The following is a 20,877-nucleotide window of genomic DNA, read 5'->3' as shown; positions in this document are numbered from 1 at the left end:
CCAATTTTTATGATAAATGAAAAAAAGGGAATATTCAATCTATAACATTCGACAGAATATCCAAGGTTTCTTCATCATTTTAAAAATGAAGTATTTTTTTGTCATGACATGTGTATTTACTATAGCAAAAATGAAAGTTAATAGTTAAAATGAATAAGGATAAAATAACAAGAAGGTCTAAAGTTCTTCAGGAGGAATATATGGGAAATGATGCGAAAATGATATCGCAGCGTAAGTTACTTGGTGTTGCGGGTCTTGGATGGATGTTCGATGCACTTGATGTCGGTATGCTTTCTTTCATTATAGTAGCTTTAAGACAGGACTGGAACCTAACCAGTGAGCAGGTTGGCTGGATTGGGAGCATAAACTCCATAGGAATGGCTGTTGGAGCCATATTCTTTGGTGCGATGGCCGACAGGGTCGGACGGAAGAATGTCTTTATCATTACTTTATTATTGTTTTCAATCGCAAGTGGCCTGTCTGCAGCAGTCAGTACACTCAGCTTGTTCTTGATATTGCGATTTTTGATTGGAATGGGACTTGGAGGGGAACTTCCGGTTGCCTCGACATTGGTCTCTGAAAGTGTTGAAGCGAGTAAAAGGGGAAGGGTCGTCGTCCTTCTTGAAAGTTTTTGGGCGGTTGGCTGGATTTTGGCAGCTCTCATATCCTATTTCATCATACCGGCTTATGGTTGGCGGGTTGCATTGTTATTGAGCGCCGTACCCGCTTTATATGCGCTGTATCTGCGCTTGAAACTGCCGGATTCACCGAAGTATACGGAACTTGAAAAAAAGCAGAGACCATCTGTATTAAGCAATATGAAAAGTGTCTGGAAAAAGGAATACTCCCGTCAGACCCTTGTGTTGTGGGTTCTATGGTTTTGCGTGGTCTTTTCTTATTATGGGATGTTTTTATGGCTGCCAAGTGTGATGGTCCTAAAAGGGTTCAGCATGATCCAAAGCTTTGAATATGTATTGATCATGACGCTTGCACAGCTTCCGGGCTATTTTTCAGCTGCATGGCTGATAGAGAAGTTTGGACGTAAATTCGTTTTGATCACATACTTAATTGGAACGGCAGTCAGTGCTTTTTTCTTTGGGTCTGCAGAGGGGCTGGCACTGCTGATAGTTTCCGGAATGTTCCTATCTTTCTTCAACCTAGGGGCATGGGGTGCGCTTTATGCGTATACTCCTGAGCAGTATCCCACAGCAGTTCGTGGTACAGGTGCTGGTTTAGCCGCAGGGATCGGCAGGATCGGCGGTGTCCTGGGACCGTTGCTTGTAGGGTATTTAGTTGCTGCCGGCACCCCGATTTCATCGATTTTCACCATTTTCACAATTGCTATTTTAGTGGGGGCAGTTGCCGTAGCTTTTGGGAAGGAAACAAAGAATACCGTTTTGACATAAACAAAAGGATGGGGACTGTATTCAGTCCCCATCCTTTTGTTATTTAAAGTCCTTTATGATTTTTAAAAGGGATTCGGAGGCAGTCTTAGGACTTTCTGCATTCATGATGGCTGATACGACTGCGGTACCTGAAAGCCCGCTAGCAGAAAGGGAGGAAATGTTATCGGCCGTGATACCCCCGATGGCTACGGCGGGAATTGATACGCTGCGGCAAATTTCCTCCAGATCCCCAATTGCCATTAAGGTTGCATCTTGTTTGGTCTTTGTAGGGAAAACGGAACCGACTCCGATATAATCTGCTCCATTTCGTTCGGCTTCTAGAGCCTCTTCAAGATTGGAAACAGATACACCGACAATCATATCTTCAGGAACCATTTTTTTGACGGCAGGCAGTGGAAGGTCATCTTGCCCAATATGAATTCCATCCGCTGCAACAGCAAGTGCTATATCCACCCGGTCATTGATGATAAGGGGAATGGACAGCTCGTTCAATAACTGTTTTAATGCAGAAGCTTTATTATAAAAGGAGAGAGAGGAATTATTTTTTTCTCTAAGCTGTACGATCGAGACTCCTCCTGAAACCGATTCTGCAATGATTTTGGTCAATTCTTCTATTGCCAGGGACTCTTCCGTAACTAAATACAGGCTTAAATCAATTTGGGACTTCTTCATTTATTTTCACCTCATGCATCCAGATTTCCTTATCCATTCTTGATATTGCATCGATTAATCGCACACGAAACGTTCCTGTTCCTTCATCCTCTTGAAGGTTTTTGGCAGCTAGTTCCCCTGAAATGCTCATGGTTGAGATACCGGCAATCGCCGCAGAATAGAAATCATCGGTGACTCCGGAAAAAGTGCCGATAAGAGCAGTGGACATACAACCGGTACCTGTAACATTAGTTAATAGCAGGTTCCCGTTATCGATGATGGACGTACGTTTTCCATCGCTGACCGCATCCTTCGCTCCGCTGACCACGACGATGCAATTCAATTTATTTGCGGCTCGAGCAGCCAGCTCTGCATTGCTGACCGCAAGCTCCTCCGAATCCACCCCGCGGGTAACGGTATCCCCACCCATCAATGAAAGGATCTCACTTGCATTGCCGCGAATGATTTGGAAAGTAACCTTACTTAGGAGCTCTTTCACTTGCTCTGATCGATAGGCGGTGGCACCAACTCCCACCGGGTCCAAAATGACCGGGATATCCAGGTCATTTGCCGTCTTACCGGCAATCTCCATTGCTTCCAAGGCTTTATCATCGATCGTACCGAAATTCAGGACCAATGCATCCGCTAATTTGACCATATCCGCCACTTCTCTTGGGCTCGATGTCATCACTGGTGAACCACCGATGGCAAGGGTGGCATTTGCACAGTCGTTGACCGTAACAAAGTTGGTGATTTGGTGGACGAGTGGTTTTCTTTCTTTTACCTTCACGAATAAATCGGCTGCGGAAACCTTCATATTAAGTCACTCCGTTCTTTTTTTTGAATATGAATGAAAATGATGGACAGGACCATGACCTTTACCGATTGAAAAACTATTGCGTATCGCTTCAGAAATATAAGTCTTGGCCTGTTCGATCGACTCTTGCAAGGGCAGTCCATTTGCCAGGTTTGATGTTATGGCGGATGATAGGGTACAGCCCGTACCATGAGTGTTTTTTGTATGTATGCGCTCTCCCTTGATCCAGTGGAAGTCAGTCCCATCATAATAAAGATCATTTGGATTTCCCGCTGCATGGCCCCCTTTAAGTAAAACGGCTTTGGGACCCATTTCTTGTATTGAAATGCATGCCTTGTAGAAATCTTGTTTCGTCCGAATCGACAAGCCAGTAAGCACTTCCGCTTCCGGTACATTTGGTGTTACAAGTGTTGCAAATGGAAGTAAGTCCATTTTTAAGGCGGAGACAGCCTTTTCGTCGAGCAAATGGTGGCCGCTTTTGGAAATCATGACAGGGTCAAGGATAACGATGGCAGGCATGAAGGTTTTAAGGGACGCAGCGACTGTTTCCACGATTTCTTTTGATCCAAGCATGCCTATTTTTACTGCATCGACAGGAATATCTTCAAATATAGCTGCAATTTGGTCCGATATGATAGCTGTTTCAATTGGCTGTACTGAACGGACTTCCATTGTATTTTGTGCGGTTACGGCTGTTATGGCAGACATTCCAAAGACCCCATGTGCAGAAAATGTTTTTAAATCCGCTTGTATTCCAGCACCGCCTCCTGAATCAGAGCCGGCGATGGTTAATGCTGTTTTCATAAAAAAACCCCTTCATATAATTATTTTTTAAAAGTATTTTAAGTAATATGAAAGCTAGAATCGCACCTGCGAATGAACTGAGCATAAAAGCCGGTAAAAAACCAAAAAGAGCAGCTTTTTCTCCTAATAGGAGGATGGCAAGTGGATAACAGGCCATGGAACCGAGAATGCCGGTCCCGATCACTTCACCTAAACAAGCGAATTTTAAGCTTTGTGTTTTTCGATAAAGGATGGCAGCCAAAAGTGCACCGATCATGCTCCCGGGAAAGGCGAATATTGAACCGGTACCAGACATGTTTCTAATGATGGAAACTAGGAAAGCTTGTGTCACAGCATAAGCAGGCCCCAATAGAACGGCCGTGAGGACATTTGCCAGATGCTGAATAGGAAAGACCTTTGCAAATCCTGCAGGGATGAAAATAAATGAACTGGTCAGCGTCGTTATAGCCGTTATCATGGCAGTCAACGTCAGTTTCTTGATAGGATTCATCATCATGTCTGCGACCTACAGCGGCCAATCCTGCTCATTTTGAACCATATCCCAGAATAAATATTCATACCGGGAAGTAACCAAAAAGTGCTTTTCTAATCTAAGAAGTTCCTTTTCTGGCATGCCTTCCGTCAATTCTTCCAACAATGCGATCAGCCACTTGTGTGCTTCCCCGAATTCAGGTGATGAATAGGACCTTATCCAATCTGCGTAGCGATTGTTTTCCAATGCTGCTCCATTTTGTTCTTTTAATAGCAAACCGATTTCATAGTAATCCCAAGCGCATGGCAGGAGACAGGCGATCAAGTCTGCCAATGTCCCATGCTGAGCTGCATTTAGCATGTAACCTGTATAGGCTAGAGTGGTGGGAGTAGGTTCTGTTTCTTCCAATTCCTTGGAACTGATCCCGAATTCGGAAGCATACTGCCGATGGATATCCATTTCCACTTGAAGGGTTTCATTTAAAATACTCGCAAACTTTGCCATGGTTTCGATGTTATGGGCTTTGATGACACCTAAAGCAAAGAGCTTGGAATAATCCATGAGATAGATATAGTCCTGCTTCATGTAATAGGCAAATTTCTTTTCAGGAAGCGTACCATTTCCAATTGCTTGGACAAAGGGATGTGAATGATTCCTTTTCCAAATCTCTTTTGCCCGTGCATGAAGTCTATCACTGAATGTTTCTGTTTTAATATTCTCCATTGTTCATCCTCCTTTAGAATGGTTCCCCTAGATAATGAAAAACCCCGTTCCTGAATACGGAACGGGGTAGATGGATATAGTCTGTAAATGGACGATATCATCCACTTCCCTCCGCCGGTATGAGCCGGTTCAGGTTCAAAGGGTCCGGAAACTATTTCCATCTCAGTCTTAAAAAAGACTCCCCTAGTGGTGTGAATTGTATGTAATTACTGACATCATATCAGAAAGACAAGAAAATGCAACCCGTATTTGAAGAGGGAGCATGTAATGTCCAGGAAAAAAGGGAGAACCAGGTAATTGACTTTTGATAATTATTAGGGTAGAATCATTTCTACATCATTTATATATCGAATTCTTATCCAGAGAGGTGGAGGGACTTGGCCCAAAGAAACCTCGGCAGCGGACCCATTTTGGGAACTGTGCTAAATCCAACAAGCATATGCTTGGAAGATAAGAAGAGCCGTACGGACACAGTCAGCCTCTTCTTGAATTAGAAGGGGCTTTTATTTTTGGGAAATAACGTTTAGTGACATAATAGAAAAGGTATATATAATTTGGTGAAAATCAAACAAGTTGATAAAGTTAGCTAACTAGAAGCAGGCTCTAGGATGACTAGGAAAGGAGCCATTTACATGGCAGAATTATTTAAGAGGATTGAACAGAGGAAGGCAAAGCTCATTGAAGAGCTATTGGCCAATGGAGTATACAAAACCTCTGATGAAAGGCACCTTTATGATGCCCCATTAAAAGTGCTTGAAGATGAATATAAGATTGTTATAAATAGACCTAATAACGAGTCACCTTCTGAATGGATGACATAGTAAGCGATGGACTATATTTTGGGCTCTTGGATAAGGGATATGATGTAAGCATTCACAGTATACACTAGTGGATGCTTTTTTGCGTTTAATAGAAAATGACATAAAATATACATAATTAAAGAATAAAGTAGGTGTTTTGTCACATTTTACCTATAAAATAACACATTTTATTTCTGAAAAATAGTTGATTTTAACTAGTAGTTTAATTATGATGAAAGTGTAAAAAAATTGAATAAATGGGAGGTGTCATATAATGCCTTGCCGTAAAGTAACTATAGAAAGGGTAGAAGAAAAGAGACAGGAAATGATCAAATTGGCAGCAAGTTACGGCTTAACAAGTCTGCTTACTGTTCAGGCCAGTCAAGAATTGGATACGCTATTAAATGCGTTAGCAAGTAAAAGAGAGTCAGAATATTTTTCCCTCCAAAACGCATATCGGTATTTTTAAATTAGCCAATTCGACCTGTATTAATTTGAAAAAGCTACTGCTCAAGGCAATAGCTCTAAAAAATTATATTAAATATCGACACGTTTACCAAGAATGATCAAATCCCGCTCAATGCCATCCAGCTCGGCAACTTGAGGTAAATGTGCCCATTCTTCAAACCCGAATTTGGAAAAAAGCTTAAGGCTAGGTATATTGTGGGCGAAAATGAAACCCAATATAGTCTTAATACCTAATTTTGGACTCAATTCAATTGCCTTTTGAATCGAAATTTGTCCGATTCCTTTTCCCCGGAAATAATCATCAATATAAATGCTGATTTCGGCAGTGGAATTATATGCCGGTCGGCCATAGAAGGATTGAAAGCTCATCCATCCAGCAGTTTTCCCTTCTATAGTAATGATATATAGCGGTCTACTTTCTGAATGATGTTCCTCAAACCATTTAACCCTCGATTGGACGGATACAGGCTCTGTATCTGCCGTGACCATTCTTGAAGCAATTGTCGAATTATATATTTCAACAATTCTGGGTAAATCAGATAGTTCTGCCTCTCTAAACTCTATGTGCTCTTCCATGATGTAATCTCCTAACTATCATTTATTCAATCTCCAGAATGAAGGGTAATCCCGTTTTTTTGTTTAAGGGACGGTGAATTGAAACCCAATCCATTGAAAGTTTTTTATTATCATACACTTTTTACTCTTTATCTGACAATTCCTTTTTTATGTTAAGTCTGCAGATTTTTTGGGTATGTAAAGGATTAAATACTTCTAGTAAAAAGGCAGAGGAGAACCAAATGAAAAAATTGTCAGTTTTTTTGATTATAGTACTGGTTATATGTTTTGTTGCATATGAATTTCAGGCCTCGGAGTCGGAAGATGTGCAAAGGGTGATGGCTTTTGGAGATTCGTTAACCTATGGAAAAGGGGATAAGGATGGAGAAGGATATATAGAAGGCCTGGAGGATGAATTGAATAACCCGGAATCGGAACAAAAAGTGAGTTTTTGGAATTACGGTATAAAAGGCCAGGAAACGGATGGGGTGATGAAACAGCTTGATGATTACCGCATTAAAACGAAACTTGATGAAGCCGATACTTTCATCGTTTATATCGGAACGAATGACTTGATCAATAGTAACGGCGGGGACTTGGAGAAAATAAGTGATCGAAAAATCAATGAGGGTAAACGGGAGTATATCAGCCATCTGAAAAAGATTACGTCAACACTCATAAAGGCAAACGATAAAGCTGATATTTTGGTAGTGGGACTATATAACCCAATTAAAGGAAATCAAAAACTTGAAAAGCATATTCGCGATTATAACCAGTCAATAAAGGGAATAGCGGATAAAGACAATAGGATGTTATTCATTCCTACGAATGATCTTTTTGAAGATAAAAAGAAATCAGAGTATTTCAGTGATAAGTTACATCCGAATGAAAAAGGGTATCAGCTCATTGCGAATCGGGTTTTGGAAAGTTATGATTTCAAATGAAAGCAAAAATGCACAGAAAGGCATTCTGTGCATTCTTGCTTTCTAGGAATTTAATATGGCTTTTAGTTGAGGGAACTGCAAGTCATGGAGCTGCTTGTATCTGCCATTGTTTTGCAATAACTGTTCATGTGTTCCTTTTTCATGAACCTGCCCTTTTTCCAGAACGATTATTTGATCGGCATCATGAATGGTCGATAAACGATGTGCAATCACAATTGAAGTCCGGTTTATCAATAAACGTGACAAAGCTTCCTGTATCAAATGCTCGGATTCTGTATCCAAGGCCGCCGTTGCTTCATCGAGAATGATGATTTGCGGATTTTTCAAAAGTGCCCTGGCAATGGCAATGCGCTGTTTTTGTCCGCCTGAAAGCTTGACTCCGCGCTCTCCAATTTGAGAATCATAACCATCAGGAAAGGCACTGATAAAGTCATGCGCATTTGCCGCTTTGGCGGATTCGATGATTTCATCATCTGTAGCATCAAGTTTTCCATACATGATGTTATCACGGATGGAACCGTTGAATAAAATGATATCCTGGGAGACAACTCCCATTTGTCCCCTTAATGATTTCAGTGATACATTTTTGATATCATGGCCATCCATTTTAATTGTTCCATCTTGCGGATCATAAAATCGGATCAAAAGGCTCGTGATGGTCGATTTTCCTGCACCAGAGGAGCCGACCAGAGCGGTTACTTGACCAGCTTTCATGGTCAGGTTTAAACTGCTGAGCACAGGAACATTCTCATCATAAGAAAAATTAACACTTTGAAATTCAATTTGCTTTTTTATGGAAGGGAGTTCAATGGCATTTCCCTTGTCACTTATTTCAGGTTGTGTTTCCAATATTTCAGTTATCCGCTCAAAGGCGGCGGCTGATTGCTGGACAATGCTGATCACACGGCTAAAATTGCGAACGGGACTCTGCAGCAACCTTAAATAGGCGAGGAAGGCCACGATTAATCCTATTGTGAATTCACCTTCCATCACTTGCCAAGCACCGAACACAATGACTGCTACAAGGCCGATATTGTTCAATAAATCAATAATCGGACCGAACATGGAACGTAGCCGAACGGACTTAATGTTTGCAGCCATATTTTCCTGATTACGCTCGGCAAACCGCCTTGATTCGAACTCTTCATTCGTAAAAGATTGAATGAGCCGCATTCCTGAAATGGAATCCTGTAACTGGTTGCTGACATCTCCTGCGGAACTTTGCACAGACCTAAATGACATCCTGATGCGTTTCCCGAATACCCTTGTGATATAGAACATGAAAGGGAATATAAAAAGAAGGACAATGGTCAGCTTCCAGTTAATGAAAAGCATATATACCGCCACGGCAATGAAAGTCACCGTGTCCGTCAAGACTTGGAGCATGCTCGAAGAGATGAGCTGCTGCAGTAAATTGACATCATTGGTCAACCGGGACATTAAGTCACCAGTTCGATTTTTGTCAAAGAATTTCATATCCAGTGTTTGAATGTGGTCATACATGCTATTCCGTATATCCATAATAGCTCTTTGACCGACCTTCGAAACGATATAGCTGTTAAAGTAGTTCAGTAACGCCAATAAGATGCTGGCACAAAGAATTCCTGTGCCAATCCAGATTAACAAATCATATCTTTTTTCGGGAATGACTCTATCAATCGTAAACTGCGTCAACTGGGGGATGGAGAACTCAAGCAATGAAATGAAAAGCATGATACATAATATCAAAGTGCAAAACTTCCATTTGGATGGTACCCGATTGAACATTTGTTTGAGCATCAACCATATGCTTCCTTTTGAAGGTATTGCATGCATGGAACTGCGGCCTTTGTGGCTGAATGGAATATGTCCTCCACTCATAGCGATCACTCCTATTTAGACTATCTATGATGAATTTTGAAAGTCATTTGAATTTTACCTTAATGACTATGATAGAGCTTTTCAAAAAATAGACAACTTTTAATCGGTTCGTTTCTGTCAAAAAGTATTATTATTTTACACATTCCTATAGTAAATGGAATAATTAAAGGAGATTAGCGAGGCTTATAAGAGGAGATGCTAAAAATGAATGAAAATGAAAAAATCAGGGAAGAGCTTTTAAATGCGGTCAACGGACTATCGGATGAACAGCTGAACGCCCATCCTGAACCTGGACGATGGAGCATCATCCAGGTATTGGATCATTTATATTTAATGGAGAGGGTCATAACAAAGAGCATATCCGATAAATTGAAAAGCAACGATAGCATTCCTGCTGTGGATAAACCGATCGAGCTTACTTTAAATCGTGAAGTGAAGGTCCAGGCGCCGCCATTTGTCATTCCGTCAGAATCATACCAAACTTTGAGTGAAGTTAAGGAAAAGTTGACCGAATCCCGAAAAGCTTTTGTACAGGTCGTTGACCATGCAAAGGAAATTGATCTCGAACAAAAGTCATTACCACATCCTTTGTTTAAAGATTTAAGCTTGAAGCAATGGATCCCGTTCGTGGGACTTCATGAAAAACGGCATTTATTGCAAATTGAAGAATTGAAAGCAAAGTTATAGAAGAAACTCATCCGTCTTTGGTTGAGTTTTTCACTTTCAGACAGATATTCGTAAAGGAAGGATTTTTCAGTGAAAGCCACTTGGGTAAGGACATTTTTGGTATTGGGCTTTTTAGGATTGTTACTGGGGCTCTTGTTCAAGTATATGCTTCCTCCTGATCTGGATGAAATCGAACTGACTGACGAGCTGAATCCGATCGTCGCCGAAAAAAAGGACGAGCTCATTCAATTGGCTAATGACAAAGGCATCCCGGTTATCATTACGGCGGGGTTCCGGTCTTTAGCCGAGCAAAATGAACTCTATGAAAAGGGCAGATCAGACTCGGGCAACATCGTAACGAATGCAAGAGGTGGCGAATCGCTGCATAATTTCGGTTTGGCGATAGATTTTGCCCTCCTTAACAAACAAGGCGAGGCCATTTGGGATATGAGTTATGACGGCAACGATAATGGAAAGTCGGATTGGATGGAAGTCGTAACCATCGCTAAAGGGTTAGGTTTCAATTGGGGAGGGGATTGGGAAGGGTTCAAGGATTATCCGCATTTACAAATGACATTTGGCTTAAGCCTGCGTGAGCTGCAGCAGGGCAAGCAGCCAAAAGGGCAGTGAAAGCGGTTGGCTTCATTATAAGCCGCATAATTTTGACTAATAGCAGGAAAATAAGCATGTGAATTGCTTTACAGGTAAGAATTCGATAAAGTGGACTAGTGAGAATCAGACATAAAGGAGTGCAGTCACCATGGAAGAAACAAAAAATTGCCGGGACTCTTTGGTCATAAAAACAAGCCTTGTCCTCCCGCCGGATACAAATAATATTGGTACGATGTTCGGAGGCAAATTAATGGCATACATTGATGATGTAGCGGCTATATCAGCCATGCGTCATGCTCGAAGCAACGTCGTTACTGCATCAACTGATTCTGTCGATTTCCTGCACCCTATTCACGAAGGAAATGCAGTTTGCCTTGAAAGCTTCGTGACGTATACGGGCAGAACATCAATGGAAATCATCGTAAAGGTGGTTGCAGAGGATTTAGTTACAGGAGCCCGGAATTTATGTGTCATTTCATTCTTGACATTTGTTGCCATTAATGAAGAAGGTAAACCAATTCCGGTTCCGCGTTTGGTTCCTGAAACAGAGATGGAAATGAATTTAAATGAATCAGCAAAACAACGGGCCCAAATTAGGAAAAAACGAAGGGAAGATACACAGTTCATTGCAAGCACTTTCGGTGTGAAACTGCCATGGACCGATCAATCAAATCCAGGATTATATAAATAAGATACGCATCCCTTCTGCCGTTCTTATTAATGATTGAGACCAAATTCATTGTGATTTGGTATTTTATTCATTGCCTGGAGTTTTGGGGAAATCACTACTACCATCTTACAGCTTAACTGTATGGGAAAGAAATGTGAAAAGACGCTTGGATAAGTCCAAGCGTCTTTCTTATGTTATCTTGTTAGGATTTATACTATTAGCACTTTAGTCATCGCTTGCTAAAATACCAAAGAAGCGCAAGATGTTAATGAATAGGTTAATGAAATCAAGATATAGATTCAAGGCCATGAGCGGTACTTCTTCGGCTGTTACCCCGTAATGCTTCATACGATTGAAATCATATAAAATATAACCACTGAAAACTAAAATCCCGATAAAGGAAAAGACCAGCATGGCTGTAGAGCTTAATGGAGAGAAAATGTTGAAAATGCTAATGACAACTAAAGCTAGCAAGGCAGCAAATAACATTCCTCCCAAGAAAGAAAGGTCCCTTTTGGTGGTTGTGGCATAAATCGCCAGCCCTCCAAATACAACTGTCGTCGTAACACCTGCCAGGATCACCACATTTGCCCCTGCAGCAGCTAGGTAGTGTGCGATGATCGGATAGGTCGTAATTCCAGAAATCAACGTGAAACTATACAAAAATGTGTAGCCGATGGCTTTTTTCCTCCGCAATATAAATGCTCCAATCAACATGGCGATCTCAAGTATCGCTAACGGAAGAAACAACGATGGCGGTACAAGAGTGCCGAGAGCCATCCCTAAAACGGAAACGGCAAGTGATAAAGCGAACGTCCGCATGACCGACGGCATATAAGTTTGTACAGTTTGTGAATACATTCAATCACCTCATCATTTATTTTCTACCGTTTTCTACGAATCTGTTTTAAAAAGGTTTCATTGCATTACATGAAAATTTGGTGTTTTTATAAAAGTAATGAAATATATATGAAGTAATTACCTTTTTTATGATATTCTTACAAATATACTAATTTTTCTGAAATATTAAAATACTTCAATCGGAACTATTCCGCAGTACGTAAAACGACAAGGTCAATAAATGGGCATAATCTTTAAAAAAGATATCTTGAAATAATAAATTCAAAATTATTGATTCTATATATTTAATCGGACTTCAAAACTTTACTGTATAACAGTTATAAAGGAAATGATTTTTTATTGCAGAAAATTATTCCTAAAGTTATAAAAAATGAAAAAAATGTGATTATTTTCTATAAAAGCTATTGTATAAATGTAAAAAATTGATTAAAATTCTAACTAATTATCAGAAGATTAATTATTTTCCCGATAAAATAGTTTAGGGGGAGCAAGGATGAAGAAAGCTATTTTACAAATAGAGAACCTAACTACCTCATTTCGAATCGGTAGCAAATATCATGCGGCGGTGGATGATGTTTCGTTTACGGTGAATGAAAATGAAATTGTAGCAGTTGTTGGAGAATCAGGTTGTGGAAAGAGTGCCTTGGCCTTATCTATCATGCAATTACATAATAAGCAGAGAACGAAATCCGAAGGAAATATCAATTATAAAGGTCAAAATCTACTAAAGTTGAATGATGTGCAAATGAATAAAGTCCGTGGTAAGGAATTGGGTATGATATTTCAGGAACCATTAACGGCTTTGAACCCGCTCATGACCATAGGAAAACAGATCGAGGAGAATCTTGATTACCATACTGAACTCTCCAGTGCTGAAAAAAAGAATAGGACGATTGAACTTTTGACACAAGTGGGAATTCCATATCCTGAACGGACGTACAAGCAATATCCGCATGAGCTCTCGGGCGGAATGCGGCAAAGGGCAATGATATCGATTGCCATTGCTTGCAATCCTGCACTGGTCATTGCAGATGAACCCACGACGGCACTCGATGTTACGATTCAAGCACAAATACTTGATCTGCTGAAGGATATCCAAAGCAGGACAAAAATGGGGATTATCTTAATTACACATGATCTGAGCGTCGTAGCAGAGGTCGCTGACAGGATCGTTGTCATGTATGCAGGTCAGGTAGTGGAAACGGGAAGTGTTAAAGAGATATTCAACAATCCGCTGCATCCATATACAAGGTCGTTATTAAATTCGATTCCTTCGGCTGCAAACGAGAAAAATCGTTTGCACGTTATCGAGGGAATCGTTCCATCGATAGCGAAAATGGATCGGATAGGATGCCGCTTCCAAGATAGGATTCCTTGGATACCTAAGCATGCGCATGAAGAGACACCCCGGCTTCACGAAGTGGGCAATGATCATTTTGTGCGCTGTACGTGCTATAAAGAATTTTATTTTCAAGCTGAAGGAGATGCATCGGCCCATGACATTACTCAAATTAGATAATCTGAAAGTGCATTTTCCAATAAGGGGCGGTTTTTTCAGAAGGGTGGTTGATCACGTAAAGGCCGTGGACGGTGTTTCCTTTGAGTTGCAGCAAGGGGAAACATATGGTTTGGTCGGGGAATCCGGAAGCGGCAAGTCCACGACAGGCAAGGCAGTGGTCAAGCTGAATGATGTCACATCCGGACAAATCCTGTTTGAAGGCAGGGATTTAGCATCTTTAAGTAGAAAAGAAATTAAACCATTTAGAAAAGATATCCAAATGATTTTCCAAGACCCGTATTCATCATTGAATCCCAAGAAGAGGGTACTGGACATCATTGCCGAACCGCTGAGGAACTTTGAACGGTTATCACCTTCAGAGGAAAAGAAAATCGTCCAGGACTTCTTGGATAAAGTTGGACTCAGTCCGGAGTCGATTCACAAGTATCCTCATGAATTTTCAGGGGGGCAGCGCCAGCGGATTGGGATTGCCAGGTCTTTGACATTGAAACCTAAACTGATCATTGCGGATGAACCGGTGTCAGCACTGGATGTTTCCGTTCAGGCACAGGTATTGAATTTCCTTCAGGATCTCCAACAGGAGTTCAATTTGACTTATTTATTTGTTGGTCATGACTTAGGTGTAATCCGGCATATGTGTGACCGGATGGGAGTTATGTATCGCGGTAGATTGGTAGAGGAAGGCAAAAGCGAGGAAATCTATGAAAATCCACAACATATATACACGAAGCGCCTGATTGCCGCCATTCCGGATTTAGAGCCGGAAGTTCGCGAAGATAAAGTGCAGCTTAGAAAAAAACTCACCTCGGAATATGAGTCTACCTACTCAAAATATTTCGATGAGGATGGACGTGCCTACGATTTGAAGCCAATCTCATCGACACATAGAGTCGCATTACAATAAGGAGGTGTAAGGAATATGTGGAAGTTTATCCTAAGGCGTTTATTAGTTATGATCCCGCAGCTCTTTTTATTGAGCATCATCGTTTTCATGATGGCAAAAGCAATGCCGGGAGATGCACTGTCAGGTCAGGAAATCAATCCTAGGGCCAACCCGGCCGAGCTTGATAGGATCAGGGAAGAACTGGGTTTGAATGACCCTTGGTACCAACAATATATAAGGTGGGCATCCAATGCAGTACAGGGGGATTTCGGTATTTCCTATACACATAAGACGCCCGTCATGGATGTTATAGAAGACAGGCTTTGGAACACGGTGTTCCTGGCGTTGGTCACGCTTATCTTTACATATATGCTTGCGATTCCATTAGGCATACTTAGCGGAAGGTATAACGATACCTGGGTGGATAAAACCGTTACGGGTTATAGCTATGTAGGATTTGGCACGCCGATTTTCATTTTTGCTTTAATCATGTTATTCATTTTCGGATTTGCCCTGGATTGGTTCCCGTCTGGCGGCAGTGTCGATTCAAAAGTGGATGAAGGAACATTTGCCTATGTTGTAAGCAAGATCAATCATTTGATTTTACCAGCTTTAAGTACAGCTTTAATTGCAACAACAAGTACGATCCAATATTTGCGAAATGAAATCATCGATAATAAAATCAAGGATTTCGTAAGGACTGCGCGTTCGAAGGGAGTGCCTGAATCAAAAGTATATTCACGGCATATCCTGAGAAATTCCTTTTTACCGATAGCGGCATTCTTAGGTTATGAAATTACCGGATTGATCGGCGGCGCGGTCATAATCGAGACCATTTTCAGTTATCCGGGTCTGGGGCAGCTTTTCCTTAGTTCAGTCAGCCTGCGGGATTTCAGCGTTGTCACAGCCATCGTCATGATGACGGGATTTGCCACTCTGCTTGGCACTCTTCTTTCGGACATCATACTTAGTGCGGTCGATCCGCGCATACGGATAGAATAGGAGCGGGGTGAGCGTATGGAAATGAAAGTAGAAACGGGAAAGAACATACAAGTGAAAGATGTGAGCCCTTCAGGAATCAAAATCATCTGGCAGGAAATCAAAAAGGATAAGCTTGCCATGGGCTCATTGATCATATTAGCAGCCATATTGATTTTTGTTTACGGTGCGTCGCTCTTCATGGACGCCAAGGAAATAGCGAAGGTCGATTTTCTCTCCATTTATATGGAACCATCTTCAGACTATTGGCTTGGAACCGATTATGGCGGCCGGGATGTATTTGCACAATTGATAGTGGGTACGAGAAATTCATTCACGATCAGTTTGTTCATTACATTATTCACAGCTATCATCGGTTTATCATTAGGGCTTCTGGCTGGCTACTTCGGCGGGGCAACCGATAATGTTATCATGCGTATTATCGACTTCGTGATTGCACTGCCGCAATTGATGTTCATCATCGTTGTAGTCGTGATTGTACCGATCTTCAATGTATATGTTTTCATTTTAATCATGACGATGTTTTTATGGACAGGCAAGGCCCGGCTGATTCGTTCAAAGGCTTTGTCAGAGCGTGAGCTGGATTATATCCACGCCTCACAGACACTCGGGACGCCACATTGGAAAATCATCCTGTTTCAGCTTCTGCCCAATGTCAGTTCACTGATCATCGTTAACTTCATTTTGAACCTTGCTGGCAATATAGGCCTAGAATCCAGTTTGACTTTCTTAGGGTTCGGTCTCCCGGAGAGCACACCGAGTTTAGGGACGCTCATCAGTTATGCTCGAAATCCAGATGTTCTGGAAAACAAGTGGTGGATATGGGTACCCGCATCACTCATGATTTTAGTGTTGATGCTGAGTATAAATTTCGTTGGTCAAGCGTTAAAACGCGCAGCCGATGCAAGACAAAGAAGAGCATAAAAAAGGGGAGTGTATGATATGAAAATCAAAAGCTACAGTAAGGTATTAAGTGCATTGGCCATTTCGTCTCTACTGCTTGCTGCATGTTCGGATGATACGGAGAAATCGTCAACGAAAGAGAAAAAAGGGAAAGATGTCGAACAGGTCGATACCTCTAAATTCCCGACAAAGACGACGAATCAAGGAGAGCCGATTAAAGGCGGCCATTTGACATATGGATTGGTATCCGATACCCCGTTTGAAGGGATATTAAACAAAGTTTTCTATCAAGGCGAGCCTGATAACCAAGTTATCACATTCTTTGATGAAGATTTATTGGATACAGACGAAAACTATGTTTTCACGAATGAAGGTGCCGCTTCCTATGAGATTTCGGATGATCATAAAACGGTCACGCTGACGATTAAGGATAATGTAAATTGGCATGATGGAAAGCCAGTGACAGGCGCTGATTTAGAATATGCATACCTTGTCTTGGGAAGCAAGGATTACAAAGGTGTACGCTATGATGAACAAATGGCTTTAATCGAGGGTATGGAGGAGTATCATGAAGGGAAAGCGGATAAGATTTCAGGCATTAAAGTCGACGACAAGAAAATCACTTTCACTTTCAAAAAAGCGAATCCTTCCGTCACGACTGGATTATGGACATACCCGCTTCATAAAGAATACTTAAAAGATGTTCCAATTGCAGATTTGGAATCTTCGGATAAAATCCGTAAAAATCCGATTGGTTTTGGACCATTCAAAGTGAAGAAAATCGTTCAAGGGGAAGCGGTCGAATTCGAAGCGAATAAAGATTATTACCGCGGTGAACCTAAATTGGACAGTGTCACATTAAAAGTCGTGAATCCGGCCGTTGTCGTCAAGTCACTTGAAAATGGTGACCTCGATGTAGCGGAGGTCCTGGCTGAGCAATATGATCAGGCCAAGGAATTGGATAACATCGAATTATTGGGGAAAGTGGAATTGGCTTATTCCTATATTGGTTTCAACTTCGGTCATTATGATAAGGAAAAAGAAGAAAACGTTATGGATGAGAACCCGAAATTCGGTGACAAACGCCTTCGTCAGGCAATGGCATATGCCATCAATAATGAAGAAGTTGGCGAAAAGATGTTCAAGGGCCTTCGCTTCCCTGCCAACTCTGTCATTACACCGAACTTTAAATATAACAATAAAGATGTAAAAGCATATGAATATAATCCTGAAAAAGCTAAAAAACTTTTGGATGAAGCAGGTTTTGTAGATACGAATAACGATGGCATTCGTGAAGATGCAGACGGAAAAGAGTTCAAGATCAATTTTGCTTCCATGAGCGGTTCCGATGTTTCTGAGCCACTAGCAAGATATTATATCCAGCAATGGGAACAAGTTGGTTTGGACGTCGAATTGCAGGATGGAAGGCTGCATGAGTTCAATTCATTCTATGACCTGCTGAAAAAGGATAATGATGAAGTTGATGTATATTCAGCTGCATGGGGTGTCGCTTCCGATCCGGATCCATCAGGAATTTGGTCCAGATCTGCAGAATTTAACTATACCCGCTGGGTGAGTGAAAAAAATGATGAGCTTCTTGCTAAAGGGATTTCAGAGGAAGCCTTCGATGATCAATATCGAATCGATACGTATAATGAGTGGCAGGAATTGATCCATGAAGAGGTTCCGGTCATTCCGACATTATTCCGTTATCAATTGGCGGGAGTGAATGAACGTGTGACAGGTTATGATTATCTCGCTGGCCGCCAATATCAGTGGCATAATGTCGGGGTAACGAAATAATTTAATTGATGACAATCGGCTGCCTTTATGGGCGGTCGATTTTTTTGCGTTTCAATGTAGAGGATAAAGGTTATATAGATAATAGTAAGTAATTGGAAGGGTGATATTGATGGAAGTGAGAAATCCTAATGAAACAAAGAGAGAGTTAGAAATATTGTTTACTGAATCGGTTGGCCGCTTACTGAAACCTCTCGAAGAGGAAATCATTGCAGACATTGTAGCCTATCCAGACGAAAAGAGAATTGCCTTCTTGGAATATATGAAGGAAATGTCCAACAAACAAAGACAGTTGAAGTAAGTTGAACTTTCATCATGAAGGAGGTTTTTTTATGAGGAACGAAGATATGGACAGATACAAAGTATGGCGCGATAAGTGGAAAAGAAGAGTGAATATGGAGAACTTAGCGTTATATGGAATTTCAACAATAGTTATGGCCATGTTGCCTGTCCTGGCTTTTATGAGTTAAATCATTAAAGGACCGCCTTTTGGCGGTCTTTAAATATGTTAAAAGTTGCCATAAAAAGATATAATGAAGCAAGAGGAAAGGAGAGATGATACGCATGAGTGTGATCGAAGAAAAAGAAATTGTATCTTACATAAAAGAATTGGTGTCCATACCCAGCCCCTCCGGCTATACAGAGCAAGCCATTAAATACGCGGCTGATTTCATGGAGCAGAGGAAGGTTCCTTACAAGATCACGAATAAAGGGGCATTGCTTGCTTCATTGAAAGGCGAAAATGATGGCAAACATCGTTTGCTGACTGCCCATGTCGATACACTGGGGGCCATGGTAAAGGAAATCAAGGCGAATGGCCGTCTTAAATTGACAATGATCGGCGGTTTCCGCTGGAACTCAGTGGAAGGGGAGTATTGTAAAATCCATACAGCTGACGGAACCATTATCACCGGGACCATTTTAATCAATCAGACCTCTGTCCACGTATATAAAAATGCCGGCGATGCCAAGCGTGATGATGAGACAATTGAGGTCCGGATAGATGCTGTCGTGAAGACTAAAGCGGAAACAGAGGCCATTGGCATTTCTGTTGGAGATTTTGTCTCCTTTGAACCAAGAGTGGAAGTGACGGATACAGGCTTTTTGAAATCAAGGCATTTGGATGATAAAGCTAGCGTTGGCATCCTCCTTCATATCATTGACCTCATTTCCGCAGGAAAAATAAAATTGGCATATACGACCCATTTCCTGATTTCCAACAATGAAGAAATCGGCTATGGCGGAAATTCCAATATCCCTGAGAAAACAGTCGAATATCTAGCAGTCGATATGGGCGCGATCGGCGATGGACAATCGACGGATGAATTCAGCGTATCCATTTGCGCAAAAGACTCCTCAGGTCCATATCATTATAAACTGCGTCAGCATTTAGTTTCACTTGCCCAAGCAAATGCCGTCGACTACCGCGTCGATATTTATCCATATTATGGATCGGACGCTTCTGCTGCAATCCGGGCAGGATATGATGTCGTACATGGTCTGATCGGACCGGGAATCGATGCCTCACATGCCTTCGAGCGGACACATGTTTCTTCATTAAAGCATACAGCCAATCTGATTTTGCACTATATCCAATCAGAGCTGGTGTAATCGTGAAAAAAGCCCGCACTCATGTGCGGGCTTTTAACTGTTTTATAGCGCTATTTTTAGTATAGTACTGTGTTAGTGAAATGCACGTGAATTTCGGTCATTTACTCGTGAATTGGAGTAATACTCGTGAATTTCGATCAAATACTCGTGAGTTGTGATGTTTTACTCGTGAATTTCGGTCATTTACTCCTGATTTGGAGTAATACTCGTGAATTTCGATCAAATACTTGTGAGTTTTGGTGTTTTACTCGTGAATTTTGGTCATTTACCCATGAGTTTGAGCGTAATACTCGTCAATTGGCGTAAGTACAAAAAATAAAGATTTACAATGATAATTCTTGTGGAGGTTCACCGTTGTTGTTCATCAATCGGATGCTTTCCGGCTTAATTTGCAGGATTAAATAATTCGGATCTTTCGGACCTTCGAACCAATCTTCAAAGGATTCATTCCATAATTTATCCTTCAGTTCCTGTGAATCGTTTATTTTCGAGGTACCTGAGATTTCCAGGTAAGAATCGCCCAATCCTTTATTATCATAGCCGATCAGGATATGAACATTAGGATTCTTTTCAATTTCATCAATTTTTTCCGTCTTTCCACTCGTTGGTGTGTATAAAGTTAAATCATCGTTAAAGAATGTCATATAGCGTGAATGTGGTTTGTTGTTTTCAACTGAAGATAAAACTCCTATTTTATGATCACGGATGATGTTCAATACTTTTTCTTTAATTTGGTTTTCGCTCATTTTTGCACACTCCTTTTATTTTTTTACTCTATTACTTTTCCTCTCTTTTCATTAAGTTAAACAAAATTCTACAGTTTCCCATTTTTATGAATGAAGATTGATAGAAG

The 20,877-nt window shown here is 41.1% G+C and carries 24 protein-coding genes and 2 riboswitches; of the genes, 15 read left to right on the top strand and 9 right to left on the bottom strand.

The genetic code is table 11. From position 1 onward, the window contains the following. Positions 1–200: 200 nt before the first annotated feature. On the top strand, positions 201–1,406 hold the full coding sequence (locus tag ACSR9O_RS01940) for an MFS transporter (protein WP_230177652.1): 1,206 nt from the start codon (positions 201–203) through the stop codon (positions 1,404–1,406). A 39-nt stretch (positions 1,407–1,445) separates the two neighbouring features. On the opposite strand, the gene thiE is transcribed toward ACSR9O_RS01940, so the two are convergent. The 5 genes from thiE to tenA are packed head-to-tail and all read right to left on the bottom strand — an operon-like array spanning position 1,446 to position 4,873. Further along, positions 1,446–2,078 carry a thiamine phosphate synthase gene (thiE, locus tag ACSR9O_RS01935; RefSeq protein ID WP_230177651.1) on the bottom strand — a complete coding sequence of 211 codons (633 nt, stop codon included), beginning with the start codon at positions 2,076–2,078 and terminating at the stop codon, positions 1,446–1,448. After that, positions 2,059–2,874: a hydroxyethylthiazole kinase gene (gene thiM, locus ACSR9O_RS01930; protein WP_491723825.1), complete on the bottom strand. Its 816-nt coding sequence runs from the start codon at positions 2,872–2,874 to the stop codon at positions 2,059–2,061. The genes thiE and thiM overlap by 20 nt, the downstream gene beginning before the upstream one ends. A gap of 6 nt (positions 2,875–2,880) precedes the next feature. Continuing rightward, the gene (gene thiD / locus ACSR9O_RS01925) at positions 2,881–3,678 is read right to left on the bottom strand and encodes a bifunctional hydroxymethylpyrimidine kinase/phosphomethylpyrimidine kinase (protein ID WP_491723824.1); all 798 of its coding nucleotides are present in this window, start codon (positions 3,676–3,678) and stop codon (positions 2,881–2,883) included. Next, the gene (gene thiW, locus ACSR9O_RS01920) at positions 3,647–4,168 is read right to left on the bottom strand and encodes an energy coupling factor transporter S component ThiW (RefSeq protein ID WP_101224424.1); all 522 of its coding nucleotides are present in this window, start codon (positions 4,166–4,168) and stop codon (positions 3,647–3,649) included. The genes thiD and thiW overlap by 32 nt, the downstream gene beginning before the upstream one ends. 15 nt (positions 4,169–4,183) lie before the next feature. Beyond that, positions 4,184–4,873: a thiaminase II gene (gene tenA / locus ACSR9O_RS01915; protein WP_260356979.1), complete on the bottom strand. Its 690-nt coding sequence runs from the start codon at positions 4,871–4,873 to the stop codon at positions 4,184–4,186. A gap of 89 nt (positions 4,874–4,962) precedes the next feature. Next, positions 4,963–5,068: riboswitch (TPP riboswitch) on the bottom strand. A gap of 157 nt (positions 5,069–5,225) precedes the next feature. Then, positions 5,226–5,330, top strand: a riboswitch (SAM riboswitch). A 175-nt stretch (positions 5,331–5,505) separates the two neighbouring features. On the opposite strand from tenA, the gene ACSR9O_RS01910 reads away from it, so the two are divergent. Continuing rightward, the gene (locus tag ACSR9O_RS01910; protein WP_034314291.1) at positions 5,506–5,694 is read left to right on the top strand and encodes a Fur-regulated basic protein FbpA; all 189 of its coding nucleotides are present in this window, start codon (positions 5,506–5,508) and stop codon (positions 5,692–5,694) included. A 253-nt stretch (positions 5,695–5,947) separates the two neighbouring features. Then, a complete protein-coding gene (locus ACSR9O_RS01905) occupies positions 5,948–6,142 on the top strand; it encodes an aspartyl-phosphate phosphatase Spo0E family protein (RefSeq protein ID WP_101224038.1) in 195 nt (64 codons plus the stop codon). Positions 6,143–6,210: 68 nt separating this feature from the next. On the opposite strand, the gene ACSR9O_RS01900 is transcribed toward ACSR9O_RS01905, so the two are convergent. Beyond that, the gene (locus ACSR9O_RS01900) at positions 6,211–6,717 is read right to left on the bottom strand and encodes a GNAT family N-acetyltransferase (RefSeq protein WP_260356980.1); all 507 of its coding nucleotides are present in this window, start codon (positions 6,715–6,717) and stop codon (positions 6,211–6,213) included. A gap of 221 nt (positions 6,718–6,938) precedes the next feature. Here ACSR9O_RS01900 and ACSR9O_RS01895 point away from each other — a divergent pair, with 221 nt between their 5' ends. Beyond that, positions 6,939–7,640 carry a DUF459 domain-containing protein gene (locus ACSR9O_RS01895; RefSeq protein WP_157831080.1) on the top strand — a complete coding sequence of 234 codons (702 nt, stop codon included), beginning with the start codon at positions 6,939–6,941 and terminating at the stop codon, positions 7,638–7,640. A gap of 42 nt (positions 7,641–7,682) precedes the next feature. Here ACSR9O_RS01895 and ACSR9O_RS01890 read toward each other — a convergent pair whose 3' ends face one another. Beyond that, positions 7,683–9,500: an ABC transporter ATP-binding protein gene (locus ACSR9O_RS01890; protein ID WP_260356982.1), complete on the bottom strand. Its 1,818-nt coding sequence runs from the start codon at positions 9,498–9,500 to the stop codon at positions 7,683–7,685. A 204-nt stretch (positions 9,501–9,704) separates the two neighbouring features. On the opposite strand from ACSR9O_RS01890, the gene ACSR9O_RS01885 reads away from it, so the two are divergent. The 3 genes from ACSR9O_RS01885 to ACSR9O_RS01875 all read left to right on the top strand — a co-directional run bounded on the left by ACSR9O_RS01885 (position 9,705) and on the right by ACSR9O_RS01875 (position 11,469). After that, a complete protein-coding gene (locus tag ACSR9O_RS01885) occupies positions 9,705–10,187 on the top strand; it encodes a DinB family protein (RefSeq protein ID WP_491723823.1) in 483 nt (160 codons plus the stop codon). Positions 10,188–10,256: 69 nt separating this feature from the next. After that, positions 10,257–10,796, top strand: a complete 540-nt coding sequence (locus tag ACSR9O_RS01880; protein ID WP_491723822.1) for a M15 family metallopeptidase — start codon at positions 10,257–10,259, stop codon at positions 10,794–10,796. A gap of 130 nt (positions 10,797–10,926) precedes the next feature. Next, the gene (locus ACSR9O_RS01875; RefSeq protein WP_101224034.1) at positions 10,927–11,469 is read left to right on the top strand and encodes an acyl-CoA thioesterase; all 543 of its coding nucleotides are present in this window, start codon (positions 10,927–10,929) and stop codon (positions 11,467–11,469) included. A gap of 204 nt (positions 11,470–11,673) precedes the next feature. Here the strand turns inward: ACSR9O_RS01875 and ACSR9O_RS01870 are convergent, their stop codons facing one another. Beyond that, positions 11,674–12,309 (bottom strand): Bax inhibitor-1/YccA family protein, encoded by a 636-nt coding sequence (locus ACSR9O_RS01870; protein ID WP_101224033.1) that lies wholly within the window; start codon positions 12,307–12,309, stop codon positions 11,674–11,676. A gap of 493 nt (positions 12,310–12,802) precedes the next feature. On the opposite strand from ACSR9O_RS01870, the gene ACSR9O_RS01865 reads away from it, so the two are divergent. The 8 genes from ACSR9O_RS01865 to ACSR9O_RS01830 all read left to right on the top strand — a co-directional run bounded on the left by ACSR9O_RS01865 (position 12,803) and on the right by ACSR9O_RS01830 (position 20,024). Beyond that, entirely contained in the window at positions 12,803–13,828 is a 1,026-nt protein-coding gene (locus tag ACSR9O_RS01865; protein WP_101224463.1) for an ABC transporter ATP-binding protein, read from the top strand. Beyond that, positions 13,806–14,732 carry an ABC transporter ATP-binding protein gene (locus ACSR9O_RS01860; RefSeq protein WP_101224464.1) on the top strand — a complete coding sequence of 309 codons (927 nt, stop codon included), beginning with the start codon at positions 13,806–13,808 and terminating at the stop codon, positions 14,730–14,732. Before ACSR9O_RS01865 ends, ACSR9O_RS01860 begins: the two co-directional genes overlap by 23 nt. Before the next feature lie 15 nt (positions 14,733–14,747). Next, the gene (opp4B, locus tag ACSR9O_RS01855) at positions 14,748–15,713 is read left to right on the top strand and encodes an oligopeptide ABC transporter permease (RefSeq protein ID WP_101224465.1); all 966 of its coding nucleotides are present in this window, start codon (positions 14,748–14,750) and stop codon (positions 15,711–15,713) included. Positions 15,714–15,734: 21 nt separating this feature from the next. Further along, positions 15,735–16,634 (top strand): ABC transporter permease, encoded by a 900-nt coding sequence (locus ACSR9O_RS01850; RefSeq protein ID WP_397315028.1) that lies wholly within the window; start codon positions 15,735–15,737, stop codon positions 16,632–16,634. An 18-nt stretch (positions 16,635–16,652) separates the two neighbouring features. Next, on the top strand, positions 16,653–18,416 hold the full coding sequence (gene opp4A / locus ACSR9O_RS01845; RefSeq protein WP_491723821.1) for an oligopeptide ABC transporter substrate-binding protein: 1,764 nt from the start codon (positions 16,653–16,655) through the stop codon (positions 18,414–18,416). Positions 18,417–18,525: 109 nt separating this feature from the next. Then, positions 18,526–18,714, top strand: coding sequence for a hypothetical protein (locus tag ACSR9O_RS01840; RefSeq protein ID WP_034314269.1), 189 nt, complete (start codon positions 18,526–18,528; stop codon positions 18,712–18,714). 31 nt (positions 18,715–18,745) lie between these two features. Further along, positions 18,746–18,883, top strand: coding sequence for a hypothetical protein (locus tag ACSR9O_RS01835; protein WP_157831109.1), 138 nt, complete (start codon positions 18,746–18,748; stop codon positions 18,881–18,883). A 94-nt stretch (positions 18,884–18,977) separates the two neighbouring features. Then, a complete protein-coding gene (locus ACSR9O_RS01830) occupies positions 18,978–20,024 on the top strand; it encodes a M42 family metallopeptidase (RefSeq protein ID WP_101224468.1) in 1,047 nt (348 codons plus the stop codon). A 323-nt stretch (positions 20,025–20,347) separates the two neighbouring features. Here the strand turns inward: ACSR9O_RS01830 and ACSR9O_RS01825 are convergent, their stop codons facing one another. Then, the gene (locus tag ACSR9O_RS01825) at positions 20,348–20,770 is read right to left on the bottom strand and encodes a pyridoxamine 5'-phosphate oxidase family protein (protein WP_230177645.1); all 423 of its coding nucleotides are present in this window, start codon (positions 20,768–20,770) and stop codon (positions 20,348–20,350) included. Positions 20,771–20,877: the final 107 nt, after the last annotated feature.

This window comes from Peribacillus sp. B65, from assembly GCF_058513295.1.
The sequence above is the reverse complement of the archived record's forward strand: the minus strand, read 5'-3'. Positions and strand labels throughout refer to the sequence as shown.